Consider the following 16,807-nt stretch of genomic DNA (forward strand, 5'->3'; position numbering starts at 1 on the left):
CATTTCTCAATGCCTGAATTTGCGCCTATGCCCGGCGGCGCTAGTGCTTATCCGGCCATATTCAGGACGAGCGTATAATCCGCCCTTTGCGCTGGCGCTGGTCGCACCAAAGGGTGAAAATCCCCGCCAGCGCCACAATGACAGCGCCCAGCACGGTGGAATGTCCCGGCAGGCTGTCGAGAAACAGATACCCAATCACCATCGACCACACCAGCGTGGTGTAATCAAAAGGTGCCAGCAAAGAGGCATCGGCATACCGCAGGCCAAGGGTAACGAGAATTTGCGCCACGCCGCCAAAAAATCCGCAGCCGATCAATAAGAACCACTGCCTGCCTTCCGGCATTCTCCAGCCGAATGCCAGCGTTGCCAGACCAATTAAGGTGGTCATCAGTGAGAAATAAAAAACAATCGCGCCCGGTGATTCAACACCATTTAAAAAGCGGATCTGCACATTAGACGTGGCGGAGCACATTGCCGCTAACAGGGCAAAAACGGTTCCCAGCGCTGCGCCATTCATCATGAAACCCGCGGATAAAAAAGCACTGCCTGCAGACAGATTTGCCGCCAGCATAAGTAAAATACCGCTAAAGCCGACCCCGACGCCCAGCCAGCGGGAAAAACGCACCCGCTCTTTTAATAAAATGGCCGCCATGACCAGCGTAAATAAGGGGGCTGCATAACTGATCGCCGTTGCGTCTGCCAGAGAGATATAAACCAGGGCAAGATAGTTAAAATACATACCGCCGGTTCCGGAAAAACCGCGGACTAAATGACCGGGAATATTTTTGGTTTTAATACTCTGCCGCACGCTACCCTGCATCTTTAACCAGATAAGCAAAGGAAACAGCGCCACAAACGAACGAAAGAAAATGACCTCTCCGGTGGGAATGCTGCCCTGAAGCCCTTTCACGCAGGCCAGCATCAACGTGGCGCACAGCGCGGACATGATTTTCAGCAGCACCCCAAATTTGGCATTCATTCTTTTACCTTTTCGACATCAACGCATCAGGCACGCAAAAATCGCGTGTACGGCCTCACCTTAAAACGGTGAAAAGCGCCGCCGATAAGATAATTTCCCTCTGTCTGAATAACCTTTTCTTATTATGTTAATGCCTGACGATGGAGCGCTGAGTCATATAAATTGCGTATCCCACGACAGGGTTTCCCTCTTATGCCGCTCAGTATTAAGTCGATATATTGCCAAAACAGGCTTCGCCAGGTTATCTGGCGGCGCTGGCGCGAATCAGCGTGTATTCAACGAATTCATTTTCTGGGGAAAACATCATGACAGTAAAAAAAGGCGCACTGGCATTGCTGGCTTTACCGCTCTGTTTGGCCTCTTCATACGCAGCGGCGGATCTGCTTGGAGATATCACCGCCCGCGGCGATTTGAAATGCGCGGTCTATTCCGATGTCCCGCCGTTTTCTTCTCCGGACGCCAAAACACGCCAGCTTGCGGGAATGGATGTTGACCTCTGCCAGGCGCTGGCGCAGCAAATGGGGCTAAAACTGACGCTGGTGCCCACTTCCGTTGAGGCGCGTATTGCGGTGATTTCCACCGGGCGCGCCGATGTGTTGATTGCCAACCTTGCGTATACCAAAACCCGTGGTAACCAGATCCAGTTCAGCGACCCGTACTACGTGGCGAAAGAGATGCTGCTGGTGAAAAAAGCCAACGCGGATAAAACGCTCGCCGACTTTAAAGGCAAGCGCATCAGCGCCACCAAAGGCACCACCTCGGAACAATCAATTGTACTGAAAGGCGGGAAACCTGTGACGTTCCAGGACGCTGCGTCGGCATTCCTCGCGCTGGAGCAGAACAAAGCCGTGGGGTTTGTTACCAACACCATGACCGGCATCAAGATGATTTCGCAGGCCAAAAAAGACGGCATTGAGCTGGCAATGATCAAAGAACCGATGGCACTGGAGCCGATTGGTGTGGGCATGAAGCGTGATGAACCGGCGTTACTGGCGAAAGTGAATGGCAGCCTGAAAGCCATGGACGATAACGGCACTATCGACAAAATCTGGGATACCTGGATTGGGCCAAACACCGAATACAAAATGGTGCGCCAGGAGCGCGTCCAGCCGCTGGCTAACCTGAAATTTGAACCGCTGGAATAAGTTATGGCCTGGATAGCGCAAGACACCACGGCAATTGCCTTGCTGGATCATGCCGGGGAGATGACTCTCTCCACCATGGGCAGTCGCGCCTGGCTGGTGGAAGCGCCGGGCGAGTTTAGCCTTGCTGCCCAGCGCCGCATCTGGTCACTGGCGCAGATACTGGCCACATGGGATGAGGTGGAGTCGTTGATCCCCGGCGTCACGAATGTGCTGGTGCTGTTGCGCCGGACACCGGAGGATGCGGAGGCGGTCGTACAGCGCTTGCGTACGTGCTGGCAGCAGGCGCGTGAAATCCATCCACAGGGCAAGCGCATTGATATTCCGGTGCATTATGGCGGGGAACTGGCCTGCGATTTGGAGGCGGTTTGCCGCCATACCGGCTTGCCGGCCAGTGACGTTATTCGCCGTCACTACCAGGGCAATTACACGGTGGTGGCGCTGGGTAGCGCGCCGGGCTTTGGCTACTTACACGGCCTGGATCCGGCGCTTGCCACGCCGCGTAAAAAAGTACCGTCACTGAATATGCTCAAAGGCACTGTCACCATTGGTGGGCCGCAGACCGGTGTGTCGGTACTCACCGGGCCAAATGGCTGGAACGCCATCGGCTTTGCTGAGATCGAGGTCTTCGACCCCCTGGCATCGCCTCCGGCGTTGATGGCTCCGGGCGACACCATACGCTTTTTACCCGAAAGGATCGAACTGTGATTGAGATTGAGCGCACGGGTGCACTGAACACGGTGCAGGATCTTGGGCGCACGGCATTTCGCCATCTGGGGGTGTCGGTCAGCGGTGTGATGGATCCGTTGGCGCTGCGTGCCGGGAATCTGTTGCTGGGTAACGACGAGAATGCTGCCGCCATTGAAGTGCAGGTTTTTCCAATGCGCGTGCATTTTTTACAGGACACGGCGATTGCCATTACCGGGGCGGATTGCCGGGCCTTGCTGGACGGCATTGAACTGCCGCCATGGTGGGGCTGCCGGGTCAAAAAAGGCCAACGGCTGGAGTTGCGTTATCCCCGATCCGGTACGCGGGGCTATCTCTGCATTGCCGGGGGAATTGAGGTACCTGCGGTGCTTGGATCGCGCAGTACCGCGTTACGCGGCAGTTTTGGCGGTTTTCACGGACGCACGCTTGCCGCTGGCGACAGGTTACCGCTCGGAATGCCGGATCGCGTGATGCTGCCCGACGAGGGCGTGGGGATGGTTCCGCCATCTATTGCATTGCAGAACGTTTTTCCGCCTGCGGAGCATGGCGTGACACCGGTACGGGCCATTCCGTCGGGTGAGTATGCGTTGTTCGCCGCCGATCATCACCGTTTCTGGCAGCAGCCGTGGGCGATTTCACTGCAAAGTAATCGCACAGGCTACCGGCTGTCGGGAGCGCCGATTTTTCCATCGCAGGCCATTGAAATGCGTTCTTATGGCCTGATCCCCGGCATTGTGCAGGTGCCGCCCGCCGGGGAGCCGATCATCCAGTTAAGCGATGCCAATACCGCAGGCGGTTACCCGAAAATCGCCTGCGTGATTGAAGAGGATCTCTGGCGGCTCGGGCAGTTACAGGCCGGGCAATCGATTCAGTTAATTAAAAGCGATGCGAACCAGGCACTTGCCGCCCGCCAGGCCATTGACGGCTGGTTGCAACGGCTGCGGGATGTCACCGCTTCATTCAACCGTGTGAGCGCATAATGATGAAAATCGATGTAAATTCCGATATGGGTGAAGGGTTTGGCGTCTACACACTGTGTGATGACGCGGCGCTGATGCAGCGTGTTTCTTCGGCCAATATCGCCTGTGGTTTTCACGCGGGCGACCCGATGACGATGACGCAGATGGTGCGGCTGGCAAAAGCCAGTGGCGTGGGTATTGGCGCGCATCCGGGCCTGCCGGACCGTCTGGGCTTTGGCCGTAAAGAGATGGCGTTTACCGCCGATGAGCTGTGCCAGCAGGTGGTGTATCAGATTGGCGCGTTGCAGGCGATTGCCAAAGGGGAAGGGGTAGCGGTTTCCCATGTCAGCTTTCATGCGGCGATGGGCAATATGATTAACCGCGATGAGGCGCTGGCATTGCCAGTGATGCAGGCGATTTATCGACTTGATCCTGCGCTGATTATTTTTTCACAGCCGGAGACGATTATTGAACGCGCGGCAAAACGCGCCGGGCTGCGAAGCCTGACACTGTTTCTTGCCGACCGTGCCTACGATGCGGAAGGGCGCCTGGTGCCGCGCGGTAAGCCAGGAGCGGTAATCAAAGAGGAAGGCGCAGTGCGCGGGCGTGTGCGGCAGTTTTTGCAGGACGGGACAGTCACCACCATTGAGCGGTTAGTGATCCCGGTGCGGGCGCATTCGATTCTGGTGCATAGTGATACGCCGGGTTCGGTGGAGCTGGCGGGGATTGTGCGTAGTGAGATTATTGCCTGCGGCGGGACGATTGCGCCGGCAGCCGAGGTGGTGGGGGATTGGGTTTAGTCGGTGGTGGCATAGTGGAATTGTTCTCTGGTTAACAGAGGTGGAACTGTTCCGCTTGCTAACGGGTGAGAAGCTGTTCTGTCAGGTGGCTCTTGTGGAATTGTTCCGCTCACTAAAGGTACGGCAGACACTTCACTCTGTAAGCGGTGAACGGAAGAAGGGGGGCTACCGCGCCCCCCCTTCTCAATCCCCGCAGGGAAATCGGTGCTCCGGTTTGCCGATTTCAGCGGGGACTCAACCCCGCCGCTTCAGTCGCTTTTGATAATTGAAAAATGGGTATTGCTGTAAGTATCGCGCCTGCAATCTCAGTCTGTATTACATGATTTTTGCGAAGCTGATTCCCGGAATGGCTTTTCCTTCATCAGGTTAGCTATAATCCCTTGCCGCCTGTAAGTGTTAGTCCTGTGTTTTCTCCGCGCCTGCAAAATCAGGCGTCGGGAATGGAACCCTGTTCACTCACTGGCGACATACTTTTTATGTTGTTCATTTGGCCACATCTCAATGGCGGGCCGAATGAGGGCGTCGTAAGACGCGCCGGTCAGTGAGTCCGGTAGTTCCAACCCTGTTCGGTTCTGTCACCCAATGAGATTGGAACCTCTGGTGGCAGTTAGCATCATGACTCACTCGAGGCTATGTCTATGGCTACAACATCAATGCTGAACCAGGTGTTATTTACCTCACCGTTTAACCACACTACAGATTTCACCGAGTTGGCGGGTAACTGCGAGCGTTTTGCTGAGGTGCTGGCGGAATGCGACGATCTGTTACAGAAAATGGCGCTTTGCGGCAGGCTTTCTGCCTGTCTTGCCCTGTTACAACCTGCACTGCCTGAACCCGTTCCTGAGGCGCTAAAAGCCAGCCTGACCGTTGATCACTTTCCTGCTCACTTTCCCATATTCGAACCCGAAACCGACCAGTTATGTCGCTATTGTCAGGTGTTAACGCAACTGCTGATGAGTGGCACTCTCGCACCACAATCTGAACGTGTTTTGCGGGACTTGCTGTACATGCTGGTCGATTTCTTTGCTGGCACGCTAAAAGCGCCTCGCTGGTTAAAACAAGGTGAGATCCTCATCGAACTCTGAATGACAGCAACACGGATGCCGTTATAACTCAAAATGCTGAAGCGGCGGGGCTGCGGGGATTGAGAAGGGGGCGCGCGGTAGCCGCCCTTCTCCCGTTCACCGCATACAGAGTGAAGTGTCTGCCGTACCTTTAGTGAACGGAGCAATTCCACTTACGTTCATCAGAGAAAAATTCTACAGCAGCTAACGAACGGAACAATTCCACAACGGTTAGCCAAATAACTCCACAGCCATCAAACATCCCCGATCAACGACACCCCTCACAAAACGCCGCCAGCCGCTCGCACCCCGTCTGCAACCGCTCCATACTGGTCGCATACGACAGCCGGATATACGGACTCATACCGTAAGCCGCGCCTGGCACACTCACTACATGTTGCTCCTCAATCAGCGCCATCACAAAATCAGCGTCCGTATTGATGACCCGTCCGCCGGCGCTGGTTTTGCCGATAAATGCCGCAATATTCACAAACAGATAAAACGCCCCCTGCGGCTTATGGCAGCGCAGCCCCGCGATTGCCGCCAGTTTCTCCAGCACAAAATCGCGTCGCTTACGGTAAATCGCCGCCCGTTCCTGTAGCAAATCCTGTGGGCCATCCAGCACTGCAATCGCCGCCGCCTGCGCAACGGTCGCAATCCCGCCTGCGTTTTGTGTATTGACGTTGCTCATTGCTTTAATCAACGGGGCAGGCCCGCCGCAAAAACCGAGACGCCAGCCGGTCATCGAGTAGGCTTTTGACACGCCATTCACCGTTAGCACACGGTCATACAGTTTAGGCTCAACCTGCGCGAGCGTGAAAAAAGTGCAACCGTCGTAAATCAGGTGCTCGTAAATATCATCGGTGAGGATCCAGCTGTGCGGATGTTTGAGCATCACATCGGCAATGCCCTGCAACTCGTCCCGGCTGGCCACCGAGCCAGTAGGATTGCTGGGGTAGTTCAGCAGCAACCATTTGGTCTTGTCGGTGATCGCGGCGTCAATATCCTGCGGCAGCGGTTTAAAGCCGTTCTCTTCGTAGCAGGGAATCGCAACCGGAATACCGCCCGCAAAACGCACAATATCGGCATAGCTGATCCACGACGGCGTTGGGATCACCACTTCGTCGCCGGGATTGATGGTTGCCATCATCGCGTTAAAGATGATTTGCCTTGCGCCACCGGCGGTAATGATTTGGCTGACATCGTAGTTGAGGTCGTTGTCGCGTTTAAATTTGCGGGCAATCGCCGCACGCAGTGCGGGCGTGCCGTCTGTTGGCGGGTAGCGGGTATCGCCCGCCAGCGCAGCCTGGTGTGCAGCGTCAATGGCGTGAGCAGGGGTGGGGAAATCCGGTTCGCCCGTCGAGAGTCCTACCACATCAATTCCTTGCGCAGCGAGATCGCGCGCTTTTTGCGTCATCGCAACGGAGGCGGAAATAGCGATGTTGTTAAGTCGATCGGCAATGTCAGGCATAGCACAGGTGTTCCATCAGGTTCGGCTAGGCGCCGCAGGTGCGCGCGGCGGGTGGGTGTCATCGAAGGCGTTGACACCCTGAGAATAGGGAACAGCCTGAGCGGGCGGCTAATACTGCTTTGTTGTGGCGACATAACACAAAATGATGGCTGGCGCGGAGGGAAAACACCGCAACGATGCACCAGACGCTCGCGTTGCACCGTTACGGTGCGCAAAAACCCCGGTGCGATGCGGTTTTGCAACTCGCGCATTTTTTTATCGGGCGCGCAAGCCATAAGCTACCTGTGTGACCGCTTTGCGCAACAACGAACCAGAACTGGCACAGCCATTGCTTTATGGAAGACAACGCCCTTACTGGAGAGACCGCCATGAATCTGCGTCGCCTGAAATACTTCATTAAAATCGTCGATGTGGGCAGCCTGACTCAGGCTGCGGATATTCTGCATATTGCTCAGCCCGCATTAAGCCAGCAACTTGCCACCCTCGAAGGAGAAGTGAACCAGCAATTGCTGATCCGCACCAAGCGCGGCGTCACACCTACCACGGCGGGCAATATTCTCTATACGCACGCGCAGGCGATTCTGCGCCAGTGCGCGCAGGCTCAGAGTGCCATTGATCGCGCGGGCATGGAGCTGTGCGGTAATGTCTCCGTTGGTCTGGCACCGGGCACGGCGGCGCAGCAACTGGCGATCCCGTTAATGAAAGAGGTTCGTCGCCAGCATCCGGGCATTACCCTCTATTTTAATGAAAACTTTGGCACCACCCTGAGTGAGCTGATCATGAACGGGCGCATGGACATGGCGGTGATTTATGACAACCGCAATATCCACGGGCTGCGTTTTATTCCGCTGATGAAAGAGCATCTCTGTTTTGTCTGCCCGCACGCTTTGGGTAAACCGGTTAAGGAGATCGCGCTGGATGACGTGGCCCGTCATGACCTGTTCCTGCCGCGCATTTACAACATTATGCGCAAAGTGGTGGACGATGCGTTTGTGAAGCAGGGTATTGATTATCGTGTGGGCAGCGAGATCGAATCGCAAACCACGCTCAATGCCGCACTTGCTGCCGGGTTAGGCTGCACCATTATGCCGGAGTCTGCCGCACGGGCGATGCTGAAAGCCGCCGATGCCTGGATGGCGAAGATCGTCGAACCGGACGTGTATGCTTCGCTGTCATTCTGCATGTCGGACCATCTGCCGCTTTCTGAGCCTGCCGAAGCAGTGAAAACCATTTTGTTGTCGCTGATGGCGAACCGTACGCCTGATAACCGTCCGTTAACGCTGGTGAGCTAATAAGCCCCGCTTATTGCCGCAAAGCGAAACCCTCTTACAGCCCCGAAGGCGCGGCAGGATAGAGTTAATCCCGACGATTGCTGCCAATAACGGGCCGGATATGGATGACAACAAAATAACGCTGCGCCAACTACGCGCGCTGGCGCGGGCCTTGCGCGCCACCACGATTAACTGCATTGAACTGACAGGTGAAAACTGGTCGCTGCGCATGACCAGCGCACCGCCGTCGCCGGTCTTAATGGCCCCCGTTGCTACCGTTGAATCGCCTGAGATCCGAACCCCGCTTTGCGCGCCTGCGCCAGGGCGCGTGTTGCTGCGTCATCCGCTGTTAGCCGACGATTTCGCCGGCGCTGGCGCGCACGTTACCCGCCACCAGTTACTGGCGCTGTTACAGGTTGGCGGGCTGTATCTGCCGCTGCGCAGTCCGGCAGAGGGCATGGTGTCGTTTGCGCTGTCGCATAACGATACGGTGGAATTTGATGAGGAAATCCTTTCTATTCATAAGGATAGTAAAGTACGGGCCGGATTATAAGTCCCCCTTATTGCCTCAAACCATTTATGTCTTATACCGCCGTGACATAACTGAATAGAGTCAAAAATACACAATAAAACGACGCTGCGTTAACCCGCAGCCGTCCCGACAGGAGAGGCAACATGCCATTTTCAGATTATAAAGTCGCCCTGGTAACTGGCGCATCCGCCGGAATGGGCGAAGCGATTGTTGAACGTTTGTGCAAGGAAGGCATTACGGTGCATGCGGTTGCCCGTCGTCGGGAACAACTGGCGGCGCTGGCAGACAGAACCGGCTGCATTCCTCATGCGCTGGATGTGGCGGATCTTGATGCGCTGACCCACCTGTGCCGCGACTTGCCCGTAGATATTCTGATTAACAATGCCGGGGTTTCCCGCCCGGGTTCCATACTCAGCGCCGATGAAGAAGCCATCGATACGCAGGTGGATGTTAATCTGCGCGCTGTGCTGCATTTATGCCGCCTGCTGGTGCCGGGGATGGTGGCGCGTGACTGCGGTCATATCATTAATATCACCTCGATTGCCGCCATTTATAACTTCAACGGTAACTCCATTTACCACGCCACTAAAGCGGGTGTGCACGCCTTATCTCGCCAGTTACGTGTCGACTGTTACGGCAAACGCGTGCGCGTCACGGAAATTTGCCCAGGCCGCGTGGCAACAGACATTTTTGGCAATGTCTCTGGCGATCATGAAGCGGCGCGTAAGCGCTTTATTGAAGGGTTTGAACTGCCGCAGGCCAGCGACATTGCCGATTGCGTGGCTTTCGCGCTGGCCGCGCCGGTGGCGGTGAACATCGGCAACATTGAAATCATGCCGACGCTACAGGTTCCGGGAGGGTTGTCCACCATGCGCCCGGGTGAACACGCCGTCTGATCCGCATTGAAGGAGGCTTGCTATGGCGCTCGATTTTTCTGCTGTGCTGACCGGCCATTCAGGCGACATGATCGTCCAGGGGGCGACAATGACGCTGGAGCTGGCGTTGGGCGCCTGGCTGTTGGCCATGTTCATCGCACTGTTGCTGTTGGTTATCCGGATGAGTGAAAACCGCTATGCCATGCGGCTGGTGGCGGCCTATGTTTCATACCACCGCAACGTGCCGACGCTTATCCAGTTAATGATGTGGTATTTCGCCATTCCCACCCTGCTGCCGGAGTCGTTGCAGATGTGGATCAATGACTTCAATGCCGAGTTTTTGTTTTCAATGTTTGCCCTTGGCTTATGCCAGGCGGCTTACTTTTCTGAAGATATCCGCAGCGGATTGCGGGCCATTCCGGATGGGCAAAATGAGGCGGCGCGCGCGCTGGGCATGGGGTATATGCGGGCGATGGGTTCCGTCATTTTACCGCAGGGGATCCGTAATGCGCTGCCTGCATTGATTAACCACAGTGTGTTGTTATTTAAAAACACCAGTCTGGCGATGGTGATCGGCGTGACAGAACTGACTTACGTGACGCGCGACCTCGAAAACCAGACCTTCCGCACCTTTGAAGCGTATGCGATTGGCACGGTCGGGTACCTGGCATTTTCGCTGTTGTTGATGGGGCTGGGCGCGCTGCTGGCGCGTCGTTTTCAACGTGCCTATGCGAGGTAAGCGCCGTGTTTGATTTTTTTACCATTTTACATGACCACGGCATGCTGCTCCTGATGGGGCAGTACCCGAATGGCCCGCTGGGTGGCGTGTTATGTACGCTGCTTATCTCGCTGCTGGCGGTGCTTCTTTCGTTTCCGCTTGGCGTGCTGGTCGGGCTGGCAAGAATATCGCCGTGGCGCTGGTTAAGCTGGCCCGCCGCCTGCTGGGTTTACACCTTGCGCGGCATTCCATTGATGATGGTGGTGTTCTGGACCTATTTCTGTGTGCCGTTGTTGATGGGTCAGAACATCAGTGGCTTCTCGACCATGCTTTGTACGCTGGTGATTTACGAGAGTGCTTATATTGCCGAGATCGTACGCGGCGGGATCCAGGCGCTGCCGCACGGGCAATATGAAGCGTCCCGCGCGCTGGGGATGAGCCATCTGAAAACCCTGCGGTTGGTGATACTGCCGCAGGCGCTGTTCAATGCTTTACCCAGCCTCGTGAGCCAACTGGTGTCGATCATCAAGGACAGCACGCTGGGGTACGTTATTAACGTTCCGGAACTGACCTACGCCGCCAACCAGGTCAGCAATCAGCTGCTGACCAAACCGTTCCAGGTGTTCGCTATTGTGGCGCTGAGCTATTACATCATTTGTTTCAGCCTGACCTGGCTGGCTAACCGCCTGGAGCGTTGGGTGACGGAAAAACGCCAGACCGCTCAGCCACAACGTACCGCGGATGATACAGACGCGGCGCTACTGTTCGCCAATCGTAATCTGAATAAGGAAACACCATGATCCCGATGATTTTATTTAATCAGGTTAACAAATGGTACGGTGACTACCAGGCGCTGACCGAGTTGAGTGCAGAAGTAAAAGCGGGCGAAGTGGTGGTGGTTTGTGGGCCATCCGGCTCGGGAAAATCAACGCTGATCCGCACCGTTAACCGCCTGGAACCGATAGAGGAAGGGCAAATTCTGTTTGATGGCATCGACATTCATGGCAGCAGCACACGCCTTAATCAGTTACGTACCCGCATCGGGTTTGTGTTTCAGAACTTCAATCTGTTTCCGCATGTCTCGGTGCTGGACAATATTATGATGTCGCCAGTCAAAGTGCTGGGTGTGAAGCGGGCGGAAGCGCGTAAGCACGCCGGAGAGTTGCTGGAAAGGGTTGGGTTGTCGCACAAAGCGAATGCTTACCCGGCGCAGCTTTCCGGTGGTCAACAGCAGCGGGTGGCGATTGCCCGTGCGCTGGCAATGAAACCGCCAGTGATGCTGTTCGATGAACCGACTTCGGCGCTGGATCCGGAAATGGTCGGTGAGGTGTTGAGCGTCATGCGTTCACTGGCGCAGGAGGGAATGACCATGATGTGCGTAACGCATGAGATGCACTTTGCCCGCGACGTGGCAGATACCATCTGGTTTATGGATCAGGGACGTATTCTGGAGAAATCCACGCCGGAGGCGTTTTTTCAGGCACCCAAACACCCGCGAGCACAGCGTTTCTTAAGCGATTTACGCAACTGATGCCTGAATAAAGACAGCCCTGGTGCTTAGCAGGCCTTTGCGGGCTGGCGAAAAAACGCGTCATACAGCGCCACCTGGTTGCGTCCACGGTTTTTGGCCTGATACAGCGCGGTGTCTGCCGTGCTGTAGAGCGTTTCAAAGTCGCTCTCTTTGACGCCAAGGCTAACGCCAAAACTGGCGGTGACGAATTGTTGCGGTAAAACGTCCAGCGGCGAAGCATTTAGCGAGGCGTGAATATAGCTGGCAATGATCATCGCTTCCTCTATTCGGGCTTCGGGCAATACAATGGTGAACTCTTCACCGCCTACCCGGCCAATCGCCGCGCTTTCGGGCACCGCGCGGCGGATCCGTGATACCAGCGCGCAGATCACCCGGTCGCCCATCGGGTGGCCATATTCGTCATTGATGCGTTTGAAATGATCGATATCCAGCAGGATCAGCGCGACATTTCCCGTCTTCAGCCCCTGATTGATGTGAGTGATGATCGCGCTGCGGTTAAACACGGCTGTCAGCGGATCGTGGGTGGCTTCATACTCCAGGCGTGCCGCAAGGTGCTGCAACTGCTCATTCATGCGGTTAAGTTCGCGTTCCGCGCGATCGCTGCGTGAAATCAGCCGATAGGATTCACGGATCAGCCGTTGATAGTTTTTTGCCACCGACCACAGCTTCTCACGGCAGGCATCGGCGGAAAGCCGATCGTCAGCGGCCGCCAGCCGGGCATCTTCGAGGACGGAGTAGTCCTCGCGGAACAGCTCATTGATATCTAACATGCGTTGATGTCCGGGATCAGAAAAACCGCCAGCGAAGGGAAGTCGATACGCAGTTCCTGGCCAAACTCTTCGGAGATATCGTCTTCTGCGTCGTAATACCAGTGCAATTCACACTGTATGTCACGTTTCGCATACTCATTCAGGCTTTCAAACAGGGTAAATAACAGCTTGGTGCTGGAACTGTTGAAATAGCTCAGCGCAACGTGCAACTGCACGGGGGCATCGCTGTGCGGCCGGGTTTGCAGCCAGGTTTCCGTTGCTTCCAGCAGGGGGCGAAAGAAGGCGGCCGCATTTTCCGGGTAGGCTTCACCTTTGAGCAGCAGTCGCTGCGCGGCAAAATCGAACTTTACCTCCGGTGTGGCAGCGGTGGCAGCCAGTTCAATCGGGGGCGTCAGTGTCATCTCAGTCATGGCAAAAGGTCGCCTTTAAGTGAAAGGCGGACAGGTTGCCTGCCGCCAGAGGGTGAATGCGATATTCCAGCGGTGCACTGGTGTCCCGTGCCATGGTCAGCAAACCAATGTTTGCTCCTTTGCTGGTGGCGGGCGCTTCGGCGCGCAAACCCTGCTTCCAGGCATCGCGAATTTCCGCCTGCGTCATGGTGCGCAATACCTCCAGATTGGTTTGCAGCAGCGAGGAGGCTTCCGGCCCCACCAGGTTCGCGGTTTCGAGGTAATAGTGGCGTGGGTCCATATGGAAGCAGACCGAACCGAAGCGCAGCTCATCCTGACCGGTGCACAAAAAACGCTCGTCAGAGGAGTAGCGCACAATGTTTTGTCCCATCTCGATAAATACCGAAAACAATTTACGCCGCGTGATGGCGGAGGATTCGTGTTTATCCAGCCATGTGCGCATGACCTCGCCCAGCGAAACAATATGCTGCTGGGAAAAATAGCCGGTATAAAACAGCTCAACGGCATTCTGCCGTTGCAGGGTAAAAAGGGGGAGCAGGACGGCTTCTTTGACCTGCAGGTCGTTTATTTGCATGCTTTTATCTACCAGCGAAAACCAAACCATGTCATGTCGTCGCGCGACGCCTGTTGCCCTTGCCAGCTTTTCAACGCCGCCAGCAGGGCATCGGAAAGGCCGGACATCGGCAACGCGCGGTGTTGCGCCAACAGTGACTGAATACGTTTTTTGCCAAACATAATGTCGCGCGGGCCACCGGGCTGATCGGTCGCGCCATCCGACACCATCAAAAAGGTATCTCCCCGGTGCAGGGGAGCCGAATAACGCCGCCACTGATAATCCACGGGCGTATCGGTATAGCCGATGCCTTTGCGACAGCTTTCCAGTGCGATGACTTCTTCACCTTCTGCGCCCAGCATAAAGGCATGCATCCGGGCGCTGGCCCAGCTTACCTGCGCATTATGGGTGTCGACATACAGGGCAATCGCATCGCAACCATCATTCGACTGGCTGCGATCGGCGGAAGGGTGCACCTGGCTCAGCGTCTTTTTAATATGTTGATTGATATGGCTAAGCAGTTGCTCTGGCGCCTCCGCCGGAGCCAGGGTGAGCGCTTTTTCCAGCGCGGAAGAGAAAATAAAGGTCATAAACGCGCCGGGTACGCCGTGGCCAGTACAGTCGGCAAGCACCATCAACCAGCCTTTTTCGCTGCGCTGGAAAGCATAAATATCCCCACCGACGCAGTCACGTGGGTGCCAGTATAAACACCAGTCCGCCAGCGTTTGCTCAATGGTGTTACGCGAGCGACTGAGCATCGATTCCTGAATAATGCGCGCATATTCAAGGCTTTGCATAATTTGCAGGTGCTGTTTGGCCTGCAAGTCTGAGACGGTGCGGATCAGGTCAATCCCAAGGCCGATGCCAATGTACTGCCCCTGTTGGGTGAGAATAAAGCCTTCGGTTATCGCTTTATCACCGGTTTCAATCACCCGTTCAGACAGGTATTCAAGCCCCGCATCAGCGTCGACAATCAACGGGCTTTTATCCATAAACGCGATGCAGCTTTTCTGATCGTACAGTTCATGGAAAAAGGGCCGGCTCATCTGCGAGAGAAAAATATGTCGGTTGATCATGCCAATCGGACGGTTATTTTCCAGTACCGGTAAACCAATCAGGGCGTGATGTTCGTTGAACAGTGACATCACCTGCGCATTGTTATTGTCTGGCGTCACGTGCGGCACGGCGAGGCGCAACATGCCAGCGCTTAGCTGTCGTGATGAAAGCGGTATATCCATGTTCGGCATACATCCGGTATGAGAATATTCTTAGGTTAAGGTGGATTTGTGACGGTTTGATTTCAATTAAGTGCGTGGCGGAATAACGGCAGATTATGGTTCTTTAACGCAAACAACCGTCAGATACAGGGCCGCAGGGAAGGCCAGGGGTAAAAAAAAGCCCGCTATGAAAGCGGGCAAAAAATACTGGAAGCAATGTGAGCAATGTCGTACCGAATACCCGAGTGATTCACTCAACTATTCGGTAATGAGAAAGATAATCTTTATCATCTTAACAATCAACCCCGTATTTAGTGCAAGTTCACTGGCTCGGTATCCGGCGCTTCACACGCCTGCCCGCTCGGATCGTCATTCGCTGTGTCGCCTTCCAACGCTGGAACGTTGACACGTTAATCCGCAATGAGTGCAACATTGTCACCCGATAGCTCACTTTTCACGCCCGACAACAGAAGTTCGCAATAGTTCTTGCCTGGCCTAAAAGAATGCGTATAGTTCTCATTCTCTTTAGTGTTTGCGGGCGCAGCAAGGAATTCTCCCGCATTTACAGTAGGCCTGCATGCTTACAGGGACACTGAACAGCAGTGGCGAGCTGCGCCGGGCAACAGACCTGCCTTTATCGAAATCATCACAGGTTATGTGTGACGCAGTGACTCGCCTGCCTTAACGACATTAACGGTAAAGGATCCTCCCAATGAAGATGAAAACCTCCGTACTGGCACTGCTGGCGGCCACGGCGCTTGCGGGTTGCAGCGCGCAGAACATTAACCGTGCACAGCCTGCTGTCGATGCGCAAAAAACGGCGGTAACGCATCCGCAGCCTGCCCATGTCGTGAAACGCGATCTGGCAAGCGGACTGTATGAAATGACCCTCAGCCCGCAGGGTGATGCGTTATATGTTTCCAGCGCGGAAGGCTTTAAAGATGTGCAGGGTGGAGTGGTATATAAGCTGGATCCGACCACGCTGAAAACGCTCGGCGTGACACATACCGATCTTAAAAATTTTGCTATGGCGATCTCCCCGGACGGTCAAACCGTGTATGTCACCCACTCGCTGGATGGCGGTGTGAGCGCTATTGATACCCGCAACGGCAAAGTGGTTTCCCGCACCCTGTTCCCGGAGCGCAACGAGAAAGGCCAGCCGTATGGTGCGCGGGAAATCCTGCTGCATAACGGCTTGCTTTATATCGGCGGTGTTGCCGATCCGGCCCTGGTCTGGGTCGTTGATGCCAGCACTCTGAAAGTAAAAGCGCGTATTAAACATGCCGGTAAGTGGGTCACTGGCCTGCACTGGTCGGAACAAACCCAGCGTCTGTATGTGGCAAACGGCGGCGGTGAAGTGCTGGTGGTGAACCCGCGCAACAACCGTATTGAACAACGCTGGAAACCGCTGGGCGATAAACCGGCCCTGCTGCTGAATATTGCCGAAGACAGCGAAACTGGCCGTCTGTTTGTCACCGATAACTCGAAAGCGAAAACCACGCTGGTGCTGGATATCCACAGCGGCAAGGTGCTGAAACAGATTGACGGGGATGCGCTGGCGGTGAAATTCAACCCGAAACGTCATGAGATCTACATTAGCCAGCGTGAGTCCGGCAAAGTGCTGAGCCTGGATGCAACAAGCTATGCGGTGAAGCAGAGCTGGGATCTGCCGCCGAACCCGAACAGCCTGCTGCTCTCTGCCGACGGGCAGACACTGTATGTCACCGTGAAGCAACCATTTAATAAAGATCACTCCACGAACGGGCCGGACAGCGTGGCCCGAATTTCACTGAATCAATAATCACCC

18 protein-coding genes are annotated in these 16,807 nt (G+C 55.3%); 12 read left to right on the forward strand and 6 right to left on the reverse strand.

All coding sequences use genetic code 11. The annotated features are described in order from the left end of the window. Positions 1-61: 61 nt before the first annotated feature. Positions 62-979: a DMT family transporter gene (locus ACUY4S_RS06940; protein ID WP_458023373.1), complete on the reverse strand. Its 918-nt coding sequence runs from the start codon at positions 977-979 to the stop codon at positions 62-64. A 305-nt stretch (positions 980-1,284) separates the two neighbouring features. Here ACUY4S_RS06940 and ACUY4S_RS06945 point away from each other — a divergent pair, with 305 nt between their 5' ends. The 5 genes from ACUY4S_RS06945 (at position 1,285) to ACUY4S_RS06965 (ending at position 5,673) form a co-directional block, all read left to right on the forward strand. After that, a complete protein-coding gene (locus tag ACUY4S_RS06945; RefSeq protein WP_312692268.1) occupies positions 1,285-2,124 on the forward strand; it encodes a transporter substrate-binding domain-containing protein in 840 nt (279 codons plus the stop codon). 3 nt (positions 2,125-2,127) lie between these two features. Continuing rightward, a complete protein-coding gene (gene pxpB / locus ACUY4S_RS06950) occupies positions 2,128-2,829 on the forward strand; it encodes a 5-oxoprolinase subunit PxpB (protein ID WP_458023372.1) in 702 nt (233 codons plus the stop codon). Then, a complete protein-coding gene (locus ACUY4S_RS06955; protein WP_312692264.1) occupies positions 2,826-3,809 on the forward strand; it encodes a 5-oxoprolinase subunit C family protein in 984 nt (327 codons plus the stop codon). Before pxpB ends, ACUY4S_RS06955 begins: the two co-directional genes overlap by 4 nt. A gap of 2 nt (positions 3,810-3,811) precedes the next feature. Next, positions 3,812-4,588 carry a 5-oxoprolinase subunit PxpA gene (locus tag ACUY4S_RS06960; protein ID WP_312692325.1) on the forward strand — a complete coding sequence of 259 codons (777 nt, stop codon included), beginning with the start codon at positions 3,812-3,814 and terminating at the stop codon, positions 4,586-4,588. A 638-nt stretch (positions 4,589-5,226) separates the two neighbouring features. Continuing rightward, on the forward strand, positions 5,227-5,673 hold the full coding sequence (locus ACUY4S_RS06965) for a hypothetical protein (RefSeq protein WP_458023371.1): 447 nt from the start codon (positions 5,227-5,229) through the stop codon (positions 5,671-5,673). A gap of 247 nt (positions 5,674-5,920) precedes the next feature. On the opposite strand, the gene ACUY4S_RS06970 is transcribed toward ACUY4S_RS06965, so the two are convergent. After that, the gene (locus tag ACUY4S_RS06970) at positions 5,921-7,123 is read right to left on the reverse strand and encodes a pyridoxal phosphate-dependent aminotransferase (RefSeq protein ID WP_312692262.1); all 1,203 of its coding nucleotides are present in this window, start codon (positions 7,121-7,123) and stop codon (positions 5,921-5,923) included. Positions 7,124-7,491: 368 nt separating this feature from the next. Between ACUY4S_RS06970 and nac the strand changes: the two genes are divergently transcribed. The 6 genes from nac to ACUY4S_RS07000 all read left to right on the forward strand — a co-directional run bounded on the left by nac (position 7,492) and on the right by ACUY4S_RS07000 (position 12,050). Further along, on the forward strand, positions 7,492-8,415 hold the full coding sequence (nac, locus tag ACUY4S_RS06975; protein WP_458023370.1) for a nitrogen assimilation transcriptional regulator NAC: 924 nt from the start codon (positions 7,492-7,494) through the stop codon (positions 8,413-8,415). 100 nt (positions 8,416-8,515) lie between these two features. Then, positions 8,516-8,947, forward strand: a complete 432-nt coding sequence (locus tag ACUY4S_RS06980; protein WP_458023369.1) for an acetyl-CoA carboxylase biotin carboxyl carrier protein — start codon at positions 8,516-8,518, stop codon at positions 8,945-8,947. A gap of 122 nt (positions 8,948-9,069) precedes the next feature. After that, entirely contained in the window at positions 9,070-9,822 is a 753-nt protein-coding gene (locus tag ACUY4S_RS06985) for an SDR family oxidoreductase (protein WP_312692256.1), read from the forward strand. A gap of 22 nt (positions 9,823-9,844) precedes the next feature. Beyond that, positions 9,845-10,540 carry an amino acid ABC transporter permease gene (locus ACUY4S_RS06990; RefSeq protein ID WP_312692254.1) on the forward strand — a complete coding sequence of 232 codons (696 nt, stop codon included), beginning with the start codon at positions 9,845-9,847 and terminating at the stop codon, positions 10,538-10,540. A gap of 5 nt (positions 10,541-10,545) precedes the next feature. Then, positions 10,546-11,319 carry an amino acid ABC transporter permease gene (locus tag ACUY4S_RS06995; RefSeq protein WP_458023368.1) on the forward strand — a complete coding sequence of 258 codons (774 nt, stop codon included), beginning with the start codon at positions 10,546-10,548 and terminating at the stop codon, positions 11,317-11,319. After that, the gene (locus ACUY4S_RS07000; RefSeq protein ID WP_312692250.1) at positions 11,316-12,050 is read left to right on the forward strand and encodes an amino acid ABC transporter ATP-binding protein; all 735 of its coding nucleotides are present in this window, start codon (positions 11,316-11,318) and stop codon (positions 12,048-12,050) included. The genes ACUY4S_RS06995 and ACUY4S_RS07000 overlap by 4 nt, the downstream gene beginning before the upstream one ends. A gap of 26 nt (positions 12,051-12,076) precedes the next feature. Here ACUY4S_RS07000 and ACUY4S_RS07005 read toward each other — a convergent pair whose 3' ends face one another. Genes ACUY4S_RS07005 through ACUY4S_RS07020 form a run of 4 tightly spaced genes read right to left on the reverse strand, consistent with a single transcriptional unit; the run spans position 12,077 to position 15,021 of the window. Continuing rightward, a complete protein-coding gene (locus ACUY4S_RS07005; protein WP_312692248.1) occupies positions 12,077-12,820 on the reverse strand; it encodes a GGDEF domain-containing protein in 744 nt (247 codons plus the stop codon). After that, entirely contained in the window at positions 12,814-13,230 is a 417-nt protein-coding gene (locus tag ACUY4S_RS07010; RefSeq protein ID WP_458023367.1) for a DUF1987 domain-containing protein, read from the reverse strand. Before ACUY4S_RS07010 ends, ACUY4S_RS07005 begins: the two co-directional genes overlap by 7 nt. Beyond that, positions 13,223-13,804 (reverse strand): SiaB family protein kinase, encoded by a 582-nt coding sequence (locus ACUY4S_RS07015; protein ID WP_409429837.1) that lies wholly within the window; start codon positions 13,802-13,804, stop codon positions 13,223-13,225. The genes ACUY4S_RS07010 and ACUY4S_RS07015 overlap by 8 nt, the downstream gene beginning before the upstream one ends. An 8-nt stretch (positions 13,805-13,812) precedes the next feature. Further along, complete coding sequence (locus tag ACUY4S_RS07020; RefSeq protein WP_458023366.1) at positions 13,813-15,021, reverse strand: SpoIIE family protein phosphatase; 1,209 nt, start codon at positions 15,019-15,021, stop codon at positions 13,813-13,815. 691 nt (positions 15,022-15,712) lie between these two features. Here ACUY4S_RS07020 and ACUY4S_RS07025 point away from each other — a divergent pair. Continuing rightward, positions 15,713-16,801 carry a YncE family protein gene (locus tag ACUY4S_RS07025; protein WP_458023365.1) on the forward strand — a complete coding sequence of 363 codons (1,089 nt, stop codon included), beginning with the start codon at positions 15,713-15,715 and terminating at the stop codon, positions 16,799-16,801. Positions 16,802-16,807: the final 6 nt, after the last annotated feature.

It is taken from the genome of Kosakonia beeri (assembly GCF_054165705.1).

Coding starts and splice junctions, on each gene's coding strand:
- ACUY4S_RS07000 (WP_312692250.1), top strand. CDS start 11,316: ATGATCCCGATGATTTTATTTAATCAGGTTAACAAATGGTACGGTGAC.
- ACUY4S_RS07010 (WP_458023367.1), bottom strand. CDS start 13,230: ATGACTGAGATGACACTGACGCCCCCGATTGAACTGGCTGCCACCGCT.
- ACUY4S_RS07005 (WP_312692248.1), bottom strand. CDS start 12,820: ATGTTAGATATCAATGAGCTGTTCCGCGAGGACTACTCCGTCCTCGAA.
- ACUY4S_RS07025 (WP_458023365.1), top strand. CDS start 15,713: ATGAAGATGAAAACCTCCGTACTGGCACTGCTGGCGGCCACGGCGCTT.
- ACUY4S_RS06990 (WP_312692254.1), top strand. CDS start 9,845: ATGGCGCTCGATTTTTCTGCTGTGCTGACCGGCCATTCAGGCGACATG.
- ACUY4S_RS06945 (WP_312692268.1), top strand. CDS start 1,285: ATGACAGTAAAAAAAGGCGCACTGGCATTGCTGGCTTTACCGCTCTGT.
- ACUY4S_RS06960 (WP_312692325.1), top strand. CDS start 3,812: ATGAAAATCGATGTAAATTCCGATATGGGTGAAGGGTTTGGCGTCTAC.
- pxpB (WP_458023372.1), top strand. CDS start 2,128: ATGGCCTGGATAGCGCAAGACACCACGGCAATTGCCTTGCTGGATCAT.
- ACUY4S_RS06970 (WP_312692262.1), bottom strand. CDS start 7,123: ATGCCTGACATTGCCGATCGACTTAACAACATCGCTATTTCCGCCTCC.
- nac (WP_458023370.1), top strand. CDS start 7,492: ATGAATCTGCGTCGCCTGAAATACTTCATTAAAATCGTCGATGTGGGC.
- ACUY4S_RS06965 (WP_458023371.1), top strand. CDS start 5,227: ATGGCTACAACATCAATGCTGAACCAGGTGTTATTTACCTCACCGTTT.
- ACUY4S_RS06940 (WP_458023373.1), bottom strand. CDS start 979: ATGAATGCCAAATTTGGGGTGCTGCTGAAAATCATGTCCGCGCTGTGC.
- ACUY4S_RS06985 (WP_312692256.1), top strand. CDS start 9,070: ATGCCATTTTCAGATTATAAAGTCGCCCTGGTAACTGGCGCATCCGCC.
- ACUY4S_RS07020 (WP_458023366.1), bottom strand. CDS start 15,021: ATGGATATACCGCTTTCATCACGACAGCTAAGCGCTGGCATGTTGCGC.
- ACUY4S_RS07015 (WP_409429837.1), bottom strand. CDS start 13,804: ATGCAAATAAACGACCTGCAGGTCAAAGAAGCCGTCCTGCTCCCCCTT.
- ACUY4S_RS06980 (WP_458023369.1), top strand. CDS start 8,516: ATGGATGACAACAAAATAACGCTGCGCCAACTACGCGCGCTGGCGCGG.